Source organism: Salipiger abyssi (assembly GCF_017311415.1).
Classification (GTDB): domain Bacteria; phylum Pseudomonadota; class Alphaproteobacteria; order Rhodobacterales; family Rhodobacteraceae; genus Salipiger; species Salipiger abyssi_A.
In genome coordinates, this window is record NZ_JAEKIS010000004.1 from 15,389 (window position 1) to 32,765 (window position 17,377).

Below are 17,377 nucleotides of genomic sequence, written 5' to 3' on the forward strand. Positions count from 1 at the left end.
CTCAGAACACCAGCAGGCCGAGCCAGTCGGCGAAACGGTTGGCGAATTCGCGCAGCATCATCGGCGCGGCCAGCCCCAGCACCAGAAGCCCCGCCATGATCAGCACCGGCGCCGCGACAAAGAACACCGGCAGCGCCGGCATCATCCGCGCCGCGAGCCCCATGCCGAGATTGGCCAGGAGCCCCATGACGTAGAACGGCGCCGCCACGGTCAGCCCGAGGTAAAAGCTCTGCCCCACCGCCTTGACCATCTGCTGCGCCAGATCGCCGGTGAGGATGCGGCCCGGCGGGAACATGTCATAGCTCATCAACATGGCGCGGATGATCAGGTGATGCAGATCGGTGGCAAAGATCACCGCGATGCCGCCCAGCATCAGACCGGTGGAGATCAGCGTGGAGCCCTGAAAAGACCCCAAGTCGGGCGAAAACGCGTTGGACAGGCCCGAGATCAGCCCGATCTGATAGCCCGCGAATTGCAGCCCGGTCATCAGGATCCGCGCTGTCATGCCGATCCAGACCCCCAGCGTCAGCTCGATGGCAAACGTGCCCAAGAGCTGCGCCGGCGTATCGAGCGAGATCGGCCCCACCGGCAGCGCCGGGTAGAGCGTCAGCGACAGCAGCACCGCGAAGGCCAGACGGTGGCGTGTGGGGATATAGGTCTCGCCAAGCGCCGGCATGAACATCAGCACGCCGCCCAGCCGGGCAAAGACCATCGCCACCCCGAGGAATTCCAGCGTGAGCAGCGCCGAGAGGTTCATCTACTGCCCGATCGTCGCGACGGTGCGCAGCGCCGCCTTGCGGTGGATCTCGTTATGCGAGAGCACCACCGTCATCGGGCTCACCCGTTCCAGCATCGAGCGCACAAAGCTGCGCACCTCGGGGCTGACCAGCAGCGCCGGCCATTGATCCTGCTCGGCAAAGCGCTGGATCTCGCGCCGTGCCTGCAACACGAATTCCTGCACCCGCTGCGGCGACATCACGAAATTCCGGTCGTCGCCATTGACCCGCAGCGCCTCCAGGAACTCCTTTTCCCAGGCGGGCGACATGGACAGCACGGAAATGAACCCGGTATCGTCGATCAGCGATTTGCAGATCTGGTTCGACAGCCGCCGCCGCACCAGCTCGGTGATCTGCACCACGTTCGAGGTGCTGCGCTTGGCCTCGGCGATGGATTCGACGATCAGCGGCAGGTTGCGGATCGAGACGCGCTCGGCCAGCAGGGTTTGCAGCACATGCTGGATCAGCACCAGCGGCGCGTTGCCGGGGATCTCGTTGGCGAGCTTCTGATATTCGCGGTCCAGCCCCTCGACCAGATCCTGCGTCGCGCCATAGGTCATCAGCTCGGGCAGGTGTTCCTTCACCACCTCGGTCAGATGGGTGATGATCACGCTTTCCGGATCGACCACCGTCAGCCCCATCGCCTCGGCCCGCGGACCGTTCTCGGCATCGACCCAGAGCGCCTCCAGCCCGAAGGTCGGATCCTTGCCGCGCTCGCCCGGCAACCCGCAATCGCCGGGATTGACCACCATGAGCCCGGCGGGCCGCACCTCGCCCCGCGCCACCTCGACCCCCTGCACGATCAGCGCATAGCATTGCCCCGGCAGCATCGGCTCGTCCTTGATCCGCACCGAGGGCAGCACGAAGCCGAATTCGCGGGCAAAGAGGTTGCGTAGGCTCTTGATCTTGCCCGCCAGCGCCGCGTCGCTGCTGGAGATCAGCGGCACCAGCGCCTGGCCCAGCTCCAGCCGCAGGCTGTCGAGCTTGAGCGTATCCTTGATATTGTCCTCGGGCGTCGCAGCCTCGGCCTTTTGCTTGGCCGCCTCGTCGCGCGCCGCCGAGACCCGCGCGGTGCGCGCCTGCTGTGCCACCACCACGCCCAGCGACACCATAAGCCCGGCCAGCAGCGTGAACACGACGCTGGGAAAGCCCGGCAGAAGCCCGATGCCGAAAAGCAGCACGGAGGCCATGAACAGCGCCTTGGGGAAACGCGAGAGCTGGCCCAGAACCGCCTCGTTCGTGGCACCTTCGGTGCCGCCCTTGGTGACGATGAGGCCCGCGGCCAGCGACACGATCAGTGCCGGCACCTGTGTCACCAGCCCGTCGCCGATGGTCAGCGACGTGTAGAAATCCGCCGCCTCGGAGAGGCTCAACCCGTGCTGAGCGACGCCGATCAGGATGCCGCCCACCACGTTGATCAGCGTGATGATGATGCCGGCCACCGCGTCGCCGCGCACGAATTTCGCGGCACCGTCCATGGCGCCGAAGAAACTGCTCTCGTCCTCCAGCTCCTTGCGGCGGGACCGGGCCTGTTCCTCGTCGATGAGCCCGGCGCCGAGATCGGCGTCGATGGCCATCTGCTTGCCGGGCATCGAGTCGAGCGAGAAGCGGGCGGAAACCTCGGCGATGCGCGTCGAACCCTTGGTGATCACCACGAAGTTGATCACCACCAGAATGGCGAAAACCACGATCCCGATGATGAAATTGCCCGAGACGATGAAGCGCGAAAAGCCCTCGATCACCCCGCCCGCCGCGCTGGCGCCGGTATGGCCTTCGGACAGGATCAGCCGGGTCGACGCGACGTTGAGCGACAGGCGCATCATGGTGACGACCAGCAGCAGCGTGGGGAAGCTGTTGAACTCCAACGGCTTCGGAATCCACAGCGCCACCATCAGGATCAGCACCGAGACCGACAGAGACACCGCCAGCCCGAAATCGAGGATCACCGGCGGCAGCGGCACAAAGAGCACCGCGAGGATCAGGATCACCGCGACGGCAAAGCCGATATCGCGGTTGCCCCGGCCCCGCGTCAGCCAGCCGGAGCCGGCGGCGTTGAGGATGGGATCTGACATCGCCATCAGAACATCTTCCGGAATGCGGGCAGCACCGGCTCCATGACGCCGCGCCCGAAGAGACTGCGCGCGCCCTCGGCGGCGGCGCCGGAGCGCTGCGTGAGATCCGAGGTCCAGAAGTGCCCCGCCGGCAGCGGTTCGGCGGCGGCGGTGATCGTCGCTCCCCCTGCCCCGACCCCGCGCGAGGCCAGCGCACGAAAGATGTCGAGCCGGTCATTGGCGATATCGACATTCTGCTTCAGCCGCGAGAGATAGGCGTCCTTGTATTGCTCGGTGGCCGAGTGATAGCGCCCCGCCGCCTCGATCCAGTCGCCGGTCTGGCCGTAAAGGCTCACCAGCAGCCGCGCCGCGTAATCGACATTGCGCGCCGGGTCGAGCCCCTCCTCGACCGAGGCAAAGGCATCCGGGTGCCAGCGCAGATTGACCTGCATGCATCCGACGTCGATGGACTCGACCCCCTGCCCCTGACGCGCGCGCACCCAGCTTGCCGTGGTGCCCGGGCTGGAGAAGAACCGCCCGTCGCCATCGGCATTGGCGACCCAGGGCCAGATCGTCAGCTCGCCCTCATGCATCAGTCCGGCCTCCTGCAACCCGATGCCGAGCAGCAGATTGCCCGGGATCTGGTGGCGCAGCTGCGCGCGCAGGATCTCCTGGATGCAGACTCCGGCCGGATCGACGGCAGCGCCGGGGCGTGCGGCAGCCTCTGCCCGGGCGCTGGGGCGGTAAAAATTGCTCCAATCGGCAAAGGCCCCCTGTCCCGCTGCGAACAGGGCAACCAGCACCGTCAGCATCCCCGCAAGCCAGCGCATCACGACCCCCCGCTTATGATGAGGTCGAACGCCCGGTCAGAGAGCGTCTTGACCACGGAGTACATGAAGGGGGTGAAGACCAGCAGCCCGAGAAAAATCGCGACGATCTTGGGCACGAAAGTAAGCGTCATCTCCTGAATCTGCGTCAGCGCCTGAAAGAACGCGATGAGCAGACCGACGACCAGAGCAATCGCCATGATCGGCCCCGCCGCGTACAGCACGGTGAGGAAGGCGTCGGAGAGTATCCTATGTGTGTCGCTCTCGGTCACAGTGCCCCCTGCCCGATCAGACCGATGCTCAGACCGGCATGCGGATGATTTCCTGATAGGCCTCGACCAGCTTGTCGCGCACCGAGACGGCGGTGCGCACGGTCGAATCCAGCTCCAGCGTGGCCTCGACCACCGCCTGGGTGTCGGCCTGCCCCTGCAACCCGGTCTGCGCCACAGCCTCGGCGTGGCGCACGGTCTGCACCGCGTCGCGGCCAGCCTCGGCGAGCATGTCGGAAAAGCTGGGCTTGTCGGTCGCAGGCGCCGCAACGGCGCCCGGCTCGGCCGCCATGTCGCGCGAGGCCCGATAGGCCCCCGAGGCGGCGTTGATCGACAGGAGAGAGGAGGAGTCAGCCATGACGGGTTACCCTATTTCAGCAAATCGAGGAGCTGCGAGCGCATGTTGCGCCCGGTTTCGAACATATTGAGATTGGCCTGATAGCTGCGCGATGCTTCGCGCATATTGCTCATCTCGAGGATGGTCTTGACGTTGGACACCTTGACGAACCCGTCCTGATCCGCCGCCGGGTGGGCCGGATCGTAGCGCAGCTCGAAATCGGTGTCGTCGCGGCGGATGCCCGAGACCTCGACCATGGAGTTGCCGCTCTCGCGATCGACCATCTCCTCAAAGGAGATGATCTTGCGACGATAGGGCTCCTCGCCGGGGTTGGTGCCGGTTGAGTTGGCGTTTGCAACGTTCTCAGAGACGACCTTGAGCCGTTCGCCCTGCGCCCGCATGCCGCTCGCGGCGATGGCGCCGATGGATTTCAGCGAGTCCATAATGCCCCCCTTAACGAATGCCGGTGACCGCGATGGTCAGCAGCGTATGACCCTTGCGGTAAAGCTCGGCGGCCAGCCGGTAGTTGCCCGCCACCTCCGCCGCCTTGATGGTCTGCTGTTCGAGCGCCACGGTGTTGCCGTCGAGACTGCCCTCCCAGGCGCTCTCGTCTGTGGTCACCCGCACCCCGTCAGGCGCGCCGCCGACACTCTGGATATGCTTGGCATTGGTCACGTTCAGCCCGCGCACCGTGCGCGCACCGTCGGTCATGCTTTCGAAAGAGCTGATCTCCTTCGCCTTGTACTCCGGCGTATCCGCATTCGCGATATTTTCGGAGATCACCGACTGCCGCGCGCCCAGCCATTTCATGCGCTGAGAGGCGAGCTGAAAAAACGACATACCCGCAAGCTTCATCACTAGTTCCCTTTTGCTTGAAACAAGGATAGCATGAATAAATCCGCGTTAGCAATGGATAGAGACCATGCATACAGCCTTTTCAGAGCTTTCAAGCCTTACAAGGACCATTGAAAGGGCAAGTATAACCGGTCAGGTGACCTCTGCACTGGGTTTGGTGCTCACGGTCTCCGGTTTGGAGCGCGCGATGGGAATCGGGTCGCATTGCGTGGTGCAGGGCAGCGGCGGCCCGGTGCTGGCGGAGGTTGTGGGGGTCGATGCGCAGGGCACACGGCTCCTGCCCTTCGGCAGCTGGGACGGCGTGCGCGCCGGCGATCCGGTCGCTGTCAGCCACAGCGCCGCCGAGATCCGACCCGACGACGCCTGGATCGGTCGGGTGCTCGACGCACTGGGGCGCCCGCTCGACGGCAAGGGGCGGCTGCCCGAAGGCGCCGAACCACGCGCCATCCGTGCGGCCCCTACCCCGGCCTTCCAGCGCCGCCGCGTCGGTCCGCGCCTGGCGACCCGGCTCAAGGTCATGGATGCCTTTACCCCGCTGTGCCGCGGTCAGCGCATGGGGGTCTTTGCCGGCTCGGGCGTCGGCAAGTCGACCATGATGGCGATGCTGGCGCGCAATGCGGAGGCGGATGTGATCGTGGTCGGGCTGGTCGGCGAGCGCGGCCGCGAGGTGCAGGACTTCCTTCAGGACGATCTTGGCGAAGAAGGTCTTGCGCGCGCGGTCGTCGTGGTCTCGACCGGGGACGAGCCGCCGCTGATGCGCCGGCAGGCCGCCTGGACAGCCACCGCCGTGGCCGAGCATTTCCGCGATCAGGGCAAACAGGTGCTGCTGCTGCTCGACAGCGTGACCCGCTTCGCCATGGCGCAGCGCGAGATCGGTCTCGCAGGTGGCGAGCCGCCGACCTCCAAGGGCTACCCGCCCACCACCTTTGCCGAGCTGCCGAGGATGATGGAACGCGCCGGCCCCGGGTCGGGCGAGGCTGGCGACATCACCGCGCTTTATACGGTGCTGATGGATGGCGACGATATGGAAGATCCGATTGCCGACGCTGTGCGCGGCATTCTCGACGGCCATATCGTGCTGGACCGCAAGATCGCCGAGCAGGGCCGGTTCCCGGCGGTGAACCTGCTGCGCTCGATCTCGCGGATGCTGCCGGACTGCCACAGCGAAGAGGAATACGCACTCTTCAAGACCGCCCGGCGAGCCGCAGCGCGCTACGCGGATATGGAAGAGCTGATCCGGATCGGCGCCTATCGTCAGGGCAGCGACGCCGAGGTCGATTCGGCGATCCGGCTGGCCGAGCCGCTGGATACGCTGCTGTCGCAGGGCAAGCGCGAAGCGATGGAGCCAGGCGAAACTTTTGCCGGCCTGAGGCAGTGCCTGGCCAACGCCGGGCTGATCTCAAAAGGCACCTGAACCGCGGCTCCACATCAGGCCCCTGCCCCGGCGGATGCCCGAAACCGCGTGGCGTTGGCGCAGCAGGATTCCCGGTATCGCTCCGACCGCGCGCTGTTTACAGTTGTAAACGGCGCGCCTGAGTCATCGCGCATATAGTCTCGAAGAGCCGTGATAGACACTATATCCGCGAAAATCCTTGACTTAGAAGGGTGAATCACGGCTTTTAACCCCAAGTGGCGTGAAAAAGGCCACATTTCATATTTTTGGGCAACCACATGATTCCTGTGACACCACTTGCGACCGAGCGGCCCTCCGCTCTCGCAACCGAGATTTCGGAGCGATTGAACGCCGCGATCCGCGAGCATCTACTCTCGGCGTTCGCCCCCGACAACACCAAAACACTGCGCAGTTTCTCCGCCCCCGAAGCGGCGGAACTGCTGGGCGTTTCGGGTCAGTTCATGCGCAAGGTTCATGCCGAGGGCACGATCCCCGAACCCGGAGACATCCGTGGCGGGCGACGCTATTACTCCGCACAGGAGCTTTGGGACGCCCGCGAAATCCTCGAACAATCCTCGCGCAAGAAAGGCCGCTACGTGCCCCGCCGCACCGGTGACGAAAAGCTCCAAGTCTGGCAGCTGATGAACTTCAAGGGCGGCAGCAGCAAGAGCACCACGAGCATCCATCTCGCGCATTACTTTGCCCTGCGCGGCTACCGTGTTCTGGTGGTGGATCTCGACCCGCAGGGCTCGCTGACGTCGATGTGCGGCATCAGCCCCGAGATCGAATTCGACGGGCTCACCGTTTACGACGCGATCCGCTATGAGGATCCGGTCAACATGGCCGATGTCGTGGTGCCCACCTACTTCCCCGGTCTTTCGATTGCGCCATCCCGGCTGCTGCTCTCGGAGTTCGAAACGGAATCGGCGGTGCATTCCAACCCAGACCAGCCCTTCTTTACCCGAATCCGCAACGCGCTGGCGCAGATCGAAGGCGATTTCGACCTCGTGCTGATGGACAGCCCGCCGCAGCTCGGCTTTCTGACCATCGCCGGCATGGCCGCCGCCAGCTCGCTGATCGTGCCGCTGACGCCATCGATGCTGGATGTCTCCTCTACTGCGCAGTTCCTGGAACTCGCGGGCGCCTATATGGGCGTGATCGAAGATGCAGGCGCGACCCTGCAATACGATCACTTCAAGTTTCTCATCACCCGCGACGAACCGACCGACGTGCCGTCGCAACAGCTCACCTCTTTCATGCGGGCTCTGTTTCAGGATCGTGTGATCTCGGCCACTGCGCTCAAAAGCACCGCGATCAGCGACGCGACCATGCTGAAACAGTCGATCTACGAAGTCGTCCGCTCGGAGATGACCCGTGCGACCTACGATCGCGCGAAGAGTTCCATGGATGCGGTCGGCCATGAGGTCGAAACCATGATCCGCCAGGCTTGGGGGCGTAAATAATGGCCAGAAAATCGCTCAGGGACATGTCCGGAATCGCCAACACCATCGCCCGTTCCGGCGGCAACGCGCCAGAGAAGGCCCCGCGCACCAGCGCACCCGCCCTCGGCGCGCTCCAGGGCTCGCTCGCCGCGATCCGCGAGATCGACCCCACCCTCATCGACGACTGGGGCCCGGCGGACCGGCTTGAGGAGTTTACAGCTGTAAACCCCGACGAGGACGACGACAGCTTCGACGCTCTCAAGAACAGCATTCGGGAGGGCGGGCAGCACGTCCCGATCCTCGTGCGTCGCGCCAAGACCGAGGGCCGCTATGAGGCGATCTATGGGCGGCGGCGGCTGAGGGCTTGCCGTGAACTCGGTATCAAGGTGCGCGCCAACGTCCAGGATATTGACGACGCGACGGCCCTGCTGGCCAAGGGGCTGGAAAACGCCGCGCGGCGCAACCTTTCCTTCTATGAAAAAGCGCGCTTTGCCGAGGCGATACAGGCTGCGGGCCATGACGGTGCGACCGCGCGGCAGGTGCTCAACCTCTCTGCCTCGGGTCTCTCGCATCTGAGCAAGATCACGCAAAACGTTCCCGCCAAAGTCGGCGACCAGCTCGGCGCCGCACCCCGGTCCGGGCGCCCGAAATGGACGGCACTTGCCGAGCTTTTTTCCGCCGGAAAGCTCACCGAGCGAGTCGCGCTCGACCTGCTGAAAAAGATGCCGCCGGAGCTGAGCTCTGACGAACGCCTCGAAACCCTGATGAAGGAAGCCGCGAAACGCGGTGCGCGACAGGGCGGGGCGGCCACCGAGATCACGCCCATCAAAGGCGTGACGATCAAATCCAGCCGGAGCTCGCTCTCGCTGTCCGTGAAGAAAACAGGCGAAAACGCCGCTTTCGCGGATTGGCTCGACGAGAACCTGTCGGAGATCATCAAGAAATCCTACGCGGCGTTTACAGATGTAAACGCCAAGGATGACACCTGAACCTGAGGACGAGCAGAAAGGAGGAAGGCGAACAAAGAAAACCCCCGAAACCGGAGTTTCGAGGGCTGCTGCGCAAAGCGCAATTCTTAGATTAGACACCTAGAATCTAGCAGCCAGCGAATCGCCATACAAGAGAAAACGCTCCTGAGCGAACGGGATTTCTTTGTCAGCTGGCAAAATCATGGAACAAATCAACGATGCTCCGCATGGAGCGACCGTGGCAGGGCTGTCCCGGAACGGTCGGGCTGTGCCGAACGGCTGTCATGCATCCGGATGGCGGAAAGCGACCGCAGCGCTGGCGCATGCCGAACGGCATGCGCTTGCAGGCGAACGCGCCGCTGTGCCAAAATCACAGGCGTTTGCAGCGGCGAAACGTGTCGGGCCGCAGATCGGGCTGAAACCCGGCGACCTGCTGCTGCTGGACACGCTTGGCGCCTTCACCCAGGCGCAAGACTGGGAGGAGGGCAGGCGCCCGATTGTCTGGGCTTCCAATGCATATCTGATGGAACGTACGGGCTTTTCGCTTTCCGCCCTGAAACGCCACGCCCGGCGCCTGGTGGAGGCCGGTGTGATTGCCTTCCGAGACAGCCCCAACGGCAAGCGCTGGGGACATCGCGACGCTGCGGGCATCATCGTCGAAGCTTACGGGTTCGATCTGTCACCGCTCGCAGCGCGGGCAGAAGAATTCACCCAGCTCTTCGCCACCCTGGAAGCCGAGCGCGCCGAATGTCAGCGCCTGAAGCGCCAAATTACCATCACCCGTCGCACGATCCGTGCCCGCATCCAGATCGCGCTGCAAGAGGCGCTCAGCGGCCCCTGGCAACAGTTTGAGACGCTGTTCCACGCCCTCCTCTCAAAACTGCCACGCCGCAACTCGGAACGCGCGGCGCTGGAAGGCCTGCTGAGCTGGTTCACGGAACTGCTCCAAAAAGTCGAGACTGCCTTTCTCGACGCCCATCCACCTGTGGAAAACTCCGCGCAAACCGAAAAAGAAGCGAAGCAAAAAACCAATGAAATGACCCCCAACGAGATCATTTTCGACCCCCACATACAGACTACAAATCAACTTCAATTTGTAACTCGTACATCCGCATCAATGGACAAAAGCGTGACGAGACCCGACGAAAACCCTTCCAGTACTTGCGCAGAGAACGCTTCGAAACGCGAGCTAAGGAGCGATAATGTCTTTACAAATACCGATTTACCAATCGTGATAAAAGCCTGTCCAGAATTCAGCGCCTGGGCTCACACTATGGGCAATGCTCTTGGAGGATGGCAGGATCTGAACCATGCCGCTACGCGGCTTGGACCTATGATTGGCCTCTCTGAACCTGTGTGGGCCACTGCGCAAGAGAAGCTGGGCAATATTGCTGCGACAGCGGCACTCGCGCTAATTTTCGAAAAACACTGTGCAGGTGAGATCAGATCTCCAAGTGGATATATGCGTGGCATGCTGCGGAAAGCCGGGGCAGGGGAGCTACATCTCAATCGCAGTTTTCATGGCCGTATGAACCGGCAGGTGACGTGAGATGACTCGTCATGACCTTCATTCGGAGCGTCCAATATCGGCACAGTCAGGCTCCAGACCTCTGCAAACCGGGCCGGCATTCTTCTCCGAGGCAGGTGAGCAAAGCGCGTCGGGGAATTCGTGTCGAACTGCTCGTACTTCTGAACCCCAGGTCATCATTGAGGGTCACCTTGCCGTTTGATTATTGGACATATCGACAGCTTGAAAGGGGAGGCGGTTTTTGTCGGGATTTCGTACGAAAAGCGCCGCACCTATGTGGATACCGAGCATGAAATTTGCCCGTCACAGTCACAAAGGCGATCATGACACGCTATCCCACATGGCGCGGCAGGTCACGTCTCTGCGCGTGGAAGCCATTGAAGGTGTTGCGTCTTTGTCGGTGACATTGTCCGTCGTCCGACTGACGCAAGCGCTTCAGGTCCACAGCACTTGTCACCTGACGGGGCAGGGGGCTTTATGCGGCAGAATATTCAGAGGAGCCGTAACGAAAAAATCAGGATATCGGCGACAGCTATCCAGCCTCCTCCATTGGACCGAATGCGCGCACAGGCAGGACGGGGCGGGCGCGCCACAGGTTTGGCCTCAATACCGGACCTGTCCGCTGCCCGGCAGCGCATCATGTCGCGACGACTCAAGAGAGGAGCATGAAGTTCCGCGAGCCCAGCGAGGCGCGCCTCAGCTAGCGTCGGCTGAAGATGGCGGAGGCGAGCCATCCCGCGAAGAGCGCAATCAGCGCGGCGGCGATCCCGTAGAGCAGCCCGTAATCCTGCGCGGCCCGGTAGATCAGGCGTTGCAGCGAACTTTTTCGAACCGGCAGATCCACGTCCGAACGGCTTAGCACCACACCGTCCTCGAGCAGAAAGACCCGCACGTCATAGGTGCCTGGAACGAGGCTCACCGGCAGCGGAATCCGGGCCTGGAACAACACGCCCTGCGACAGTTCGACAATGCCCTCCTCCAGCGTGATGCGGCGGCTTTCGCTGGTCAGCCTGCGCATCGCATCGAAGTAGAGATCGGTCTCTTCGCGGGTTTCGAGGCCGATGGGGGCGGGGATGTAGGTGCTGGGCGCGATGCCGTGCCGCAGGTTTTCCACCGGGTCGACGATCTCGTCCAGCGGGCCGGTCGTCGCAACCGTGTAGAAGCTGGGCATCCACACGAACTGGGCTTCGCCGGTGAACATCCAGATACCGGCGACCTGTTCCTTGCGGCGCAGCGTGGCGCGACCGGGCGGGCCGGTGACGGTGATGACCACGTCGTAGTTGCCCGCCATCCCCCCGGTGGGTGCTCCAAAGACCAGCAGTTCGGCGCCATGGAATCCGGTGGTGATCTCCACCTCGTCGAGACTGAGGGCAAAGGTGGCCTCGGGCGCATCGGCCGCATTCCCGGCTGCGGGGAGGAGCGCCAGAAGCAGCGCGAGGGCTTTCCTCATGGCGTTGCCTCCCAGAACAGCGCGAACGCTTCCGCAGGCACCCGAACAAGATCGACCGCAACCTTGGCGCTGACCCCAAGCACCAGGATCGACAGCAGGATGCGCAGCTGTTCGCCGCGTAGCTTTGCCCCAAAGCGCGTGCCCAGCTGTGCACCCACGACACCGCCGATCAGCAGCAGCAGCGCCAGCACGATATCCACCGTGTGGTTGGTGGCTGAGTGCAATATGGTGGTGAAGACCGACACAAAGGTGATCTGGAACAGCGACGTACCAACGACGACCTTGGTGGGCATTTTCAGCAGGTAGATCATCGCGGGCAGCATGATGAAGCCGCCGCCGACCCCCATGATCGCCGCCAGCACGCCGCAAAGCAGCCCCACCAGCAGCGGCGGGATGGCCGAAATATAGAGGCCAGAGGTGCGGAACTTCACCTTGAGAGGCCAGCCCTGACCCCAGCCATGCCCGCGTTTGCGGGGCGCGCTACGGCCGCGCAGCGCTTTGAGGCTCTCGACGAACATCATAAGCCCGATAAAGCCGAGGAAGACCACGTAGAAAAGCTGCACCGCGAGGTCGATCTGACCCAGCGAGCGCAGGAAGGCGAAGAGCCAGACCCCCAGTGTCGAGCCGACCAGACCCCCGATGAGCAGCACGGTGCCCATTCGGATGTCGAGCGTCTTGCGGCGCCAATGCGCGAGCGCACCCGAGCAGGAGGAGGCGACAATCTGCACCGCCTGGGTCGACACGGCAACCGCAGGCGGGATGCCGATGAAGAACAGCAGCGGCGTCAGGATGAAGCCGCCGCCGACCCCGAAGAGCCCGGACATGATCCCGACGAAGGCCCCCAGCCCCACGATGAGGAAGAGGTTCACGGGAATTTCGGCAACGGGGAGGTAAATGTGCATCCTGTCCTGGCGTTAGCGATCACATCTTTTTGGAAAAGACCATTATCAGCAGTGCGACGAGGCACAACCCGAGAAACACGGCTGAAATCGGAGATGTGACGAAGGTGCTGAAATCGCCGCGCGACAGGAGCAGGGCGCGCCGGAAATTCTCTTCCATCATCGGCGAGAGAATGAAGGCCAGCACCAGCGGCGCCGGCGGAAAGCCGAGCCGCGCCATGACCAGGCCGAAGATGCCGAAGCCCAGCACAAGGTAGATATCCACCACCGAGGAGTTGATCGAATAGACGCCGATCGACACCAGCACCAGGATGATCGGGAAGAGCGCGTTATAGGGCACCTGCAAGAGCCGCGTCCAGATCCCCACGAAGGGGATGTTGAGCAGCACCAGCAGCAGGTTGCCGACGAAAAAGCTCACCACCAGCCCCCAGAACATCGTCGGATTCTCGGCGATGAAGGTGGGGCCCGGCGTGATGCCGTGGATCATCAGCGCGCCGATCATCACCGCCATGACGGCGTCGCCGGGCACGCCCAGCGTCAGCGTCGGGATAAAGGCCGCCTGCGCGGTGGCGTTGTTGGCGCTTTCCGGCGCGGTCAGCCCCTCGATCCGGCCCTTGCCGAAGAGATGCGGCACGCGGCTGAGGCGCAGCTCTACCGCATAGGCGACGAAGGAGGCCATGGCCGCGCCGGCGCCGGGCAGGATGCCGGCAACCGCGCCGATGGCCGAGCCGCGCCCCATTGCGGGGGCGGACTGGCGCCATTCCTGGCGGGTGGGCAGCATCGAGGAGAAGGAAAATTTCTCGAATGTCGTGGCGTGGCTGCGCATCGCGATGGTCGAGATGATCTCTGAGACACCGAAGACACCCATGGCGACGGCCACGATGTTCAGCCCGTCGGCGATGGCGGGCAGGCCGAAGGTGAAGCGGAAGGTGCCCGAGGTGACGTCCTGCCCGACGATGCCGAGGATCAGCCCGATCACCACCATCGACAGCGATTTCAGAATGTCGGACCCGCCCACGGCGGCAGCGGCAAAGAGGGCGAATACCATCAGAGAGAAATACTCGGCGGCACCGAATTCCAGCGCGAAGCGGGCCAGCACAGGCGCGAATGAGGCAACCAGAACGATGCCCACCATCGAGCCCACCAGCGAAGCGATGGCCGTCATGAAGAGCGCCACAGAGGCGCGCCCGTCCTTCGCCATCGGGTAACCTTCGAGGCAGGTGACGGCGGCGGCGGGGGTGCCGGGCAGGTTCAGCAGGATCGAGGCGGTCGAGCCGCCATATTGCCCGCCGTAGTAGATCCCGGCCAGCATAATGATGGCCTCGGACGGTTCGATATAGAAGGTCAGCGGCAGCAGCATGGCGATGGCGGGCAGGGGGCCGATGCCGGGCAGCACGCCTACGACCATGCCGAGCGTCACGCCGAGGAAGCAGTAGAAGAGGGCCGACCAGCTCAGCGCGATGCTGGCGCCGTCCGCGAGATTTGCGAAGAGTTCCATGTGCGGGCTCTCAGTAAAGCTTGAAGGGAAGGCCGAAGCCCAGCACGAAAACCACCCAGGCGCCCACCGGTGTCAGCAGTGCGATCATGAACAGGCGCTTGAGGTTTGGCTTTTCGGCGGCGAGGCCGGAGATCATCACCAGCGCGAAGGTGGCGATCAGCAACCCGGCACTTTCCAGCAGCGCGGCGAAGGCGGCGATGCCCAGCGGCACCAGCAGCATGGGCCGCAGCCTGTGCCAGCGTTCGGTCCAGTCGATGGTCTCGGGCTCGGCATCCTCTGCCGGGGCTGGGAAGAGGCCGTGCCGCACCGTGATTGCCAGCCCCAGAAGGATGGCGCAGCTGCCGAGCAGCATCGGGAAGTACCCTGTGTCCATCCGGCGCAGCGAGCCGATGCCGTAGCCGACCGAGGTCACGGTAACGCCGATGCCAATGGCCAGCATGATGGCTCCGGCGATCAGCCCGCCTGCATCGGGGGCGAATGTCCTGCGTGTCACGTTTACCCTCCCTGGGTCGCGTTCAGGCCGAGCCGACGGCGACGGACGGGTCGCTGGCCGGAACCTGCGGATAGTGAAAGCCGCGCTGGCCAGACAATCCGCGATTGTCGGGAGTGGCGTCGGCGGGTTCGGGGAGACCGACAAAGCGGTCGCCCTCGATCATGTCGAGATCGCTGCCATAGAGATGTCCGCGCAGCAGCGTCTTCATCTTTTCCAGCGTCTCGGCCTGGGCCGGATCGGCGGCCAGATCGTGCTGTTCGCGCGGATCTTCCATCATGTCGAAGAGCTGGAAGCGGTTGCCGGCGGGATACCAGATCAGCTTGTGCTGGCGGTCGCGGATCATCCGCGTGGCTTTGGCCCCGGACTGGCTTTCGCCATAGAGGTGATCGCGAGTGTCGGGCGCCAGCAGCGAGCTGCCCTCGACACCCTCCGGGATCGCCACGCCCGCCATGTCGAGCATTGTCGGCATCAGATCGTGCAGCGCGACCAGCCGGTCGCTGGTGGCATTGCGCCCGATGCGGTCGTGCCTGCGGGTGTCGATCACCAGCAGCGGTACATTGGCCGATGCATCGTACATCAGCCTTTTGCCGAACATGCCGTGATCGCCCAGCATGTCGCCGTGGTCCGAGCAAAAGACGATAATGGTGTCGTCAAGGATCCCTTCCTCGCGCAGCGTGCCGATCAGCAGGCGGATCTGGTGGTCGATATGGGTGCAGAGCGCATAGAACGCGCGCCGCGTGTCGGCAAGCTGCGCGGGCGGAAGCGCCGCGTAATAGCCCCGGACCGAGCGCAGCAGCGCAGGCATCGTGGCGGTCTCGGCCGACCAGTCGCTTTGCAGCGGGGTCGCCACGTCGCGGCGGGCGTAGCGGTCGAAATAACGTTGCAGCGGCACCAGCGGCGGGTGGGGATGGGTGTAGGAGACGTGCCAGAAGCCGGGCCTTGTGGGGTCGCGCCGCTTGATCTGCCGCGCGGCGGTGCGCGTGGTCCAGTTGGTCACATGCAGGTCGTCGTCCAGATGCCAGGTGTTCCAGCCGTATTCGTTGTTGCTCATGCCGTGGGTGAACTGCTCGCCCGGATGGCCCCGGTCGGCGAGAAACATCTCGTAATCGTCGGGCCCGCCGAGATGGCCGCGGCCTTCCTCGGCCAGCAGCGCGTCGTCAAAGCCGATGCGGTCGCGCGGCGGGAAGACATGCAGCTTGCCGATGGCGCCGGTCTGGTAGCCGGCGGCGGAAAAGGCCCCCGCCAGCGTCTGCGCCTTGGCGGGCATCCGCAGCGCCGGCTGGAAATCGCGGTCGCCATGGCCGCGCGCGGTCAGGCCGGTCATCATCGAACGGCGCGAGGGGATGCAGATCGGCGTTTCGGCATAGCAGTTGCGGTAGAGCGTGCCGGAGCGCGCCAGCATGTCGAGCGTCGGCGTCTCGATGTCGGGATGGCCCATGCAGCCCAGCAGATGCGCGGGCCACTGGTCCACGGTGACAAAAAGCACATGCGGTTGATCGGACATCATCCACCTCGGGTTCGTCGGAAAATTCGTGGAAAAGCGGGCGCCGGGTGGGCCGGCGCCCGTGGGTCGAGATCAGTCGCGGCTGGCGCCCGACATCTCGACCAGCTTGCCGAGCGTGTCGGCCTGCTCGGTCACAAAGGCGGTGAACTCCTCGGAGCTGCCGCCGACAAGGCCGATGTTCAGGGCGCCGAACCGCTCCTGGATCTCGGGCCGGGCGAGGATTTCGTCCAGCGCGCCGTTCACTTTCCCGATGATTTCGGGATCGGTGCCCTTGGGCGCCATGATGCCGTGCCAGGAGGTATAGACCATGTCGACACCCTGTTCCTTCATCGTCGGCACGTCGGGCAGGGCGGCGACCCGCTCTTCCGAGGTGACCGCGAGTGCACGCAGGGTGCCGTCCTTGATCATCGGCACCAGCGTGCCATCGATCATCACGCCGACCTCGCCGCTCATCAGCGCGGTGCGCGCCGGGGCCGAGCCCTGATAAGGGATGTGTAGCGCTTCGATCCCGGCGATGGAGCGGAAGAGCTCGAACGCCAGGTGCTGCGCGGTGCCGACACCGGCGGAGGCGTAGTCGAGATATTCGGGGTCTTCCTTGGCCCGCGCGATCAGGTCGGGCAGGTCGGCGACCTCTTCGAGCCGGGGCCCGACGCCCATGACCAGCGGGATCGAGGTGATCTGGATCACCGGGTCGAAATCTTCCAGCGGTTCGTAAACGAGGTTGTCATAGACATGCGGGTTTATGCCCATGGTGGCGATGTCGCCCACGACCAGCGTGTAGCCGTCCGCCTCGGCGCGAGAGGCTTCGCCCACGCCCACGGTGCCACCGGCGCCGCCACGGTTCTCGATCACCACGGGCTGGCCCAGCAGTTCCGAGAGCGGTTCGGCCAGAGTGCGGGCGATGAGGTCGGTGTTGCCGCCCGGCGGGTAGGGTACGATGATGTTGACGGGATTCTGCGGCCAGCCGTCCTGGGCCAGCGCGGGCGCGGCGCTCAGGCCGAGCGCTGCGGCGCCTGCCAGCATGAGGGCACGACGGGTGATGGTGAGCATATGTTGCAAGAGTTCCTCCTCCTTCTGTCGATGGATC

Annotated in this window: 17 protein-coding genes; 4 read left to right on the forward strand and 13 right to left on the reverse strand. The window is 64.1% G+C overall.

The genetic code is table 11. From position 1 onward, the window contains the following. Position 1 precedes the first annotated feature (1 nt). Genes I6N89_RS06905 through I6N89_RS06935 form a run of 7 tightly spaced genes read right to left on the reverse strand, consistent with a single transcriptional unit; the run spans position 2 to position 5,115 of the window. On the reverse strand, positions 2-757 hold the full coding sequence (locus I6N89_RS06905; protein WP_207017522.1) for a flagellar biosynthetic protein FliR: 756 nt from the start codon (positions 755-757) through the stop codon (positions 2-4). Next, positions 758-2,848 (reverse strand): flagellar biosynthesis protein FlhA, encoded by a 2,091-nt coding sequence (flhA, locus tag I6N89_RS06910; protein WP_236016493.1) that lies wholly within the window; start codon positions 2,846-2,848, stop codon positions 758-760. Positions 2,849-2,853: 5 nt separating this feature from the next. After that, positions 2,854-3,657: a transglycosylase SLT domain-containing protein gene (locus tag I6N89_RS06915; protein ID WP_207017524.1), complete on the reverse strand. Its 804-nt coding sequence runs from the start codon at positions 3,655-3,657 to the stop codon at positions 2,854-2,856. Then, entirely contained in the window at positions 3,657-3,926 is a 270-nt protein-coding gene (locus I6N89_RS06920; protein WP_207017525.1) for a flagellar biosynthetic protein FliQ, read from the reverse strand. Before I6N89_RS06920 ends, I6N89_RS06915 begins: the two co-directional genes overlap by 1 nt. Positions 3,927-3,954: 28 nt before the next feature. After that, positions 3,955-4,281 (reverse strand): flagellar hook-basal body complex protein FliE, encoded by a 327-nt coding sequence (locus I6N89_RS06925; protein WP_207017526.1) that lies wholly within the window; start codon positions 4,279-4,281, stop codon positions 3,955-3,957. Positions 4,282-4,292: 11 nt separating this feature from the next. Beyond that, on the reverse strand, positions 4,293-4,703 hold the full coding sequence (gene flgC / locus I6N89_RS06930; RefSeq protein WP_207017527.1) for a flagellar basal body rod protein FlgC: 411 nt from the start codon (positions 4,701-4,703) through the stop codon (positions 4,293-4,295). A 10-nt stretch (positions 4,704-4,713) separates the two neighbouring features. After that, a complete protein-coding gene (locus I6N89_RS06935; RefSeq protein WP_076694029.1) occupies positions 4,714-5,115 on the reverse strand; it encodes a flagellar basal body rod protein FlgB in 402 nt (133 codons plus the stop codon). Positions 5,116-5,182: 67 nt separating this feature from the next. On the opposite strand from I6N89_RS06935, the gene fliI reads away from it, so the two are divergent. The 4 genes from fliI (at position 5,183) to repC (ending at position 10,467) form a co-directional block, all read left to right on the forward strand. Further along, entirely contained in the window at positions 5,183-6,529 is a 1,347-nt protein-coding gene (fliI, locus tag I6N89_RS06940; RefSeq protein ID WP_207017528.1) for a flagellar protein export ATPase FliI, read from the forward strand. A 257-nt stretch (positions 6,530-6,786) separates the two neighbouring features. Next, positions 6,787-7,971, forward strand: coding sequence for a plasmid partitioning protein RepA (gene repA, locus I6N89_RS06945; protein ID WP_207017529.1), 1,185 nt, complete (start codon positions 6,787-6,789; stop codon positions 7,969-7,971). Then, positions 7,971-8,939 carry a plasmid partitioning protein RepB gene (gene repB / locus I6N89_RS06950; protein ID WP_207017530.1) on the forward strand — a complete coding sequence of 323 codons (969 nt, stop codon included), beginning with the start codon at positions 7,971-7,973 and terminating at the stop codon, positions 8,937-8,939. The genes repA and repB overlap by 1 nt, the downstream gene beginning before the upstream one ends. Before the next feature lie 181 nt (positions 8,940-9,120). Continuing rightward, the gene (repC, locus tag I6N89_RS06955) at positions 9,121-10,467 is read left to right on the forward strand and encodes a plasmid replication protein RepC (RefSeq protein WP_207017531.1); all 1,347 of its coding nucleotides are present in this window, start codon (positions 9,121-9,123) and stop codon (positions 10,465-10,467) included. A 679-nt stretch (positions 10,468-11,146) separates the two neighbouring features. Here the strand turns inward: repC and I6N89_RS06960 are convergent. From I6N89_RS06960 to I6N89_RS06985, 6 genes are all read right to left on the reverse strand, one after another. Beyond that, positions 11,147-11,896, reverse strand: a complete 750-nt coding sequence (locus I6N89_RS06960) for a TIGR02186 family protein (protein WP_207017532.1) — start codon at positions 11,894-11,896, stop codon at positions 11,147-11,149. Then, on the reverse strand, positions 11,893-12,798 hold the full coding sequence (locus tag I6N89_RS06965) for a sulfite exporter TauE/SafE family protein (protein WP_207017533.1): 906 nt from the start codon (positions 12,796-12,798) through the stop codon (positions 11,893-11,895). Before I6N89_RS06965 ends, I6N89_RS06960 begins: the two co-directional genes overlap by 4 nt. A gap of 19 nt (positions 12,799-12,817) precedes the next feature. Then, the gene (locus I6N89_RS06970) at positions 12,818-14,293 is read right to left on the reverse strand and encodes a tripartite tricarboxylate transporter permease (RefSeq protein WP_207017534.1); all 1,476 of its coding nucleotides are present in this window, start codon (positions 14,291-14,293) and stop codon (positions 12,818-12,820) included. 10 nt (positions 14,294-14,303) lie between these two features. Next, entirely contained in the window at positions 14,304-14,786 is a 483-nt protein-coding gene (locus I6N89_RS06975) for a tripartite tricarboxylate transporter TctB family protein (protein WP_207017535.1), read from the reverse strand. Positions 14,787-14,808: 22 nt separating this feature from the next. Beyond that, positions 14,809-16,290 (reverse strand): sulfatase-like hydrolase/transferase, encoded by a 1,482-nt coding sequence (locus I6N89_RS06980; protein ID WP_236016480.1) that lies wholly within the window; start codon positions 16,288-16,290, stop codon positions 14,809-14,811. Positions 16,291-16,362: 72 nt separating this feature from the next. Beyond that, positions 16,363-17,340, reverse strand: coding sequence for a Bug family tripartite tricarboxylate transporter substrate binding protein (locus tag I6N89_RS06985; RefSeq protein ID WP_236016496.1), 978 nt, complete (start codon positions 17,338-17,340; stop codon positions 16,363-16,365). Positions 17,341-17,377: the final 37 nt, after the last annotated feature.

Coding starts and splice junctions, on each gene's coding strand:
- I6N89_RS06905 (WP_207017522.1), bottom strand. CDS start 757: ATGAACCTCTCGGCGCTGCTCACGCTGGAATTCCTCGGGGTGGCGATG.
- flhA (WP_236016493.1), bottom strand. CDS start 2,848: ATGTCAGATCCCATCCTCAACGCCGCCGGCTCCGGCTGGCTGACGCGG.
- I6N89_RS06915 (WP_207017524.1), bottom strand. CDS start 3,657: ATGCGCTGGCTTGCGGGGATGCTGACGGTGCTGGTTGCCCTGTTCGCA.
- I6N89_RS06925 (WP_207017526.1), bottom strand. CDS start 4,281: ATGGCTGACTCCTCCTCTCTCCTGTCGATCAACGCCGCCTCGGGGGCC.
- flgC (WP_207017527.1), bottom strand. CDS start 4,703: ATGGACTCGCTGAAATCCATCGGCGCCATCGCCGCGAGCGGCATGCGG.
- I6N89_RS06935 (WP_076694029.1), bottom strand. CDS start 5,115: ATGAAGCTTGCGGGTATGTCGTTTTTTCAGCTCGCCTCTCAGCGCATG.
- fliI (WP_207017528.1), top strand. CDS start 5,183: ATGCATACAGCCTTTTCAGAGCTTTCAAGCCTTACAAGGACCATTGAA.
- repA (WP_207017529.1), top strand. CDS start 6,787: ATGATTCCTGTGACACCACTTGCGACCGAGCGGCCCTCCGCTCTCGCA.
- repB (WP_207017530.1), top strand. CDS start 7,971: ATGGCCAGAAAATCGCTCAGGGACATGTCCGGAATCGCCAACACCATC.
- repC (WP_207017531.1), top strand. CDS start 9,121: ATGGAACAAATCAACGATGCTCCGCATGGAGCGACCGTGGCAGGGCTG.
- I6N89_RS06960 (WP_207017532.1), bottom strand. CDS start 11,896: ATGAGGAAAGCCCTCGCGCTGCTTCTGGCGCTCCTCCCCGCAGCCGGG.
- I6N89_RS06965 (WP_207017533.1), bottom strand. CDS start 12,798: ATGCACATTTACCTCCCCGTTGCCGAAATTCCCGTGAACCTCTTCCTC.
- I6N89_RS06970 (WP_207017534.1), bottom strand. CDS start 14,293: ATGGAACTCTTCGCAAATCTCGCGGACGGCGCCAGCATCGCGCTGAGC.
- I6N89_RS06980 (WP_236016480.1), bottom strand. CDS start 16,290: ATGTCCGATCAACCGCATGTGCTTTTTGTCACCGTGGACCAGTGGCCC.
- I6N89_RS06985 (WP_236016496.1), bottom strand. CDS start 17,340: ATGCTCACCATCACCCGTCGTGCCCTCATGCTGGCAGGCGCCGCAGCG.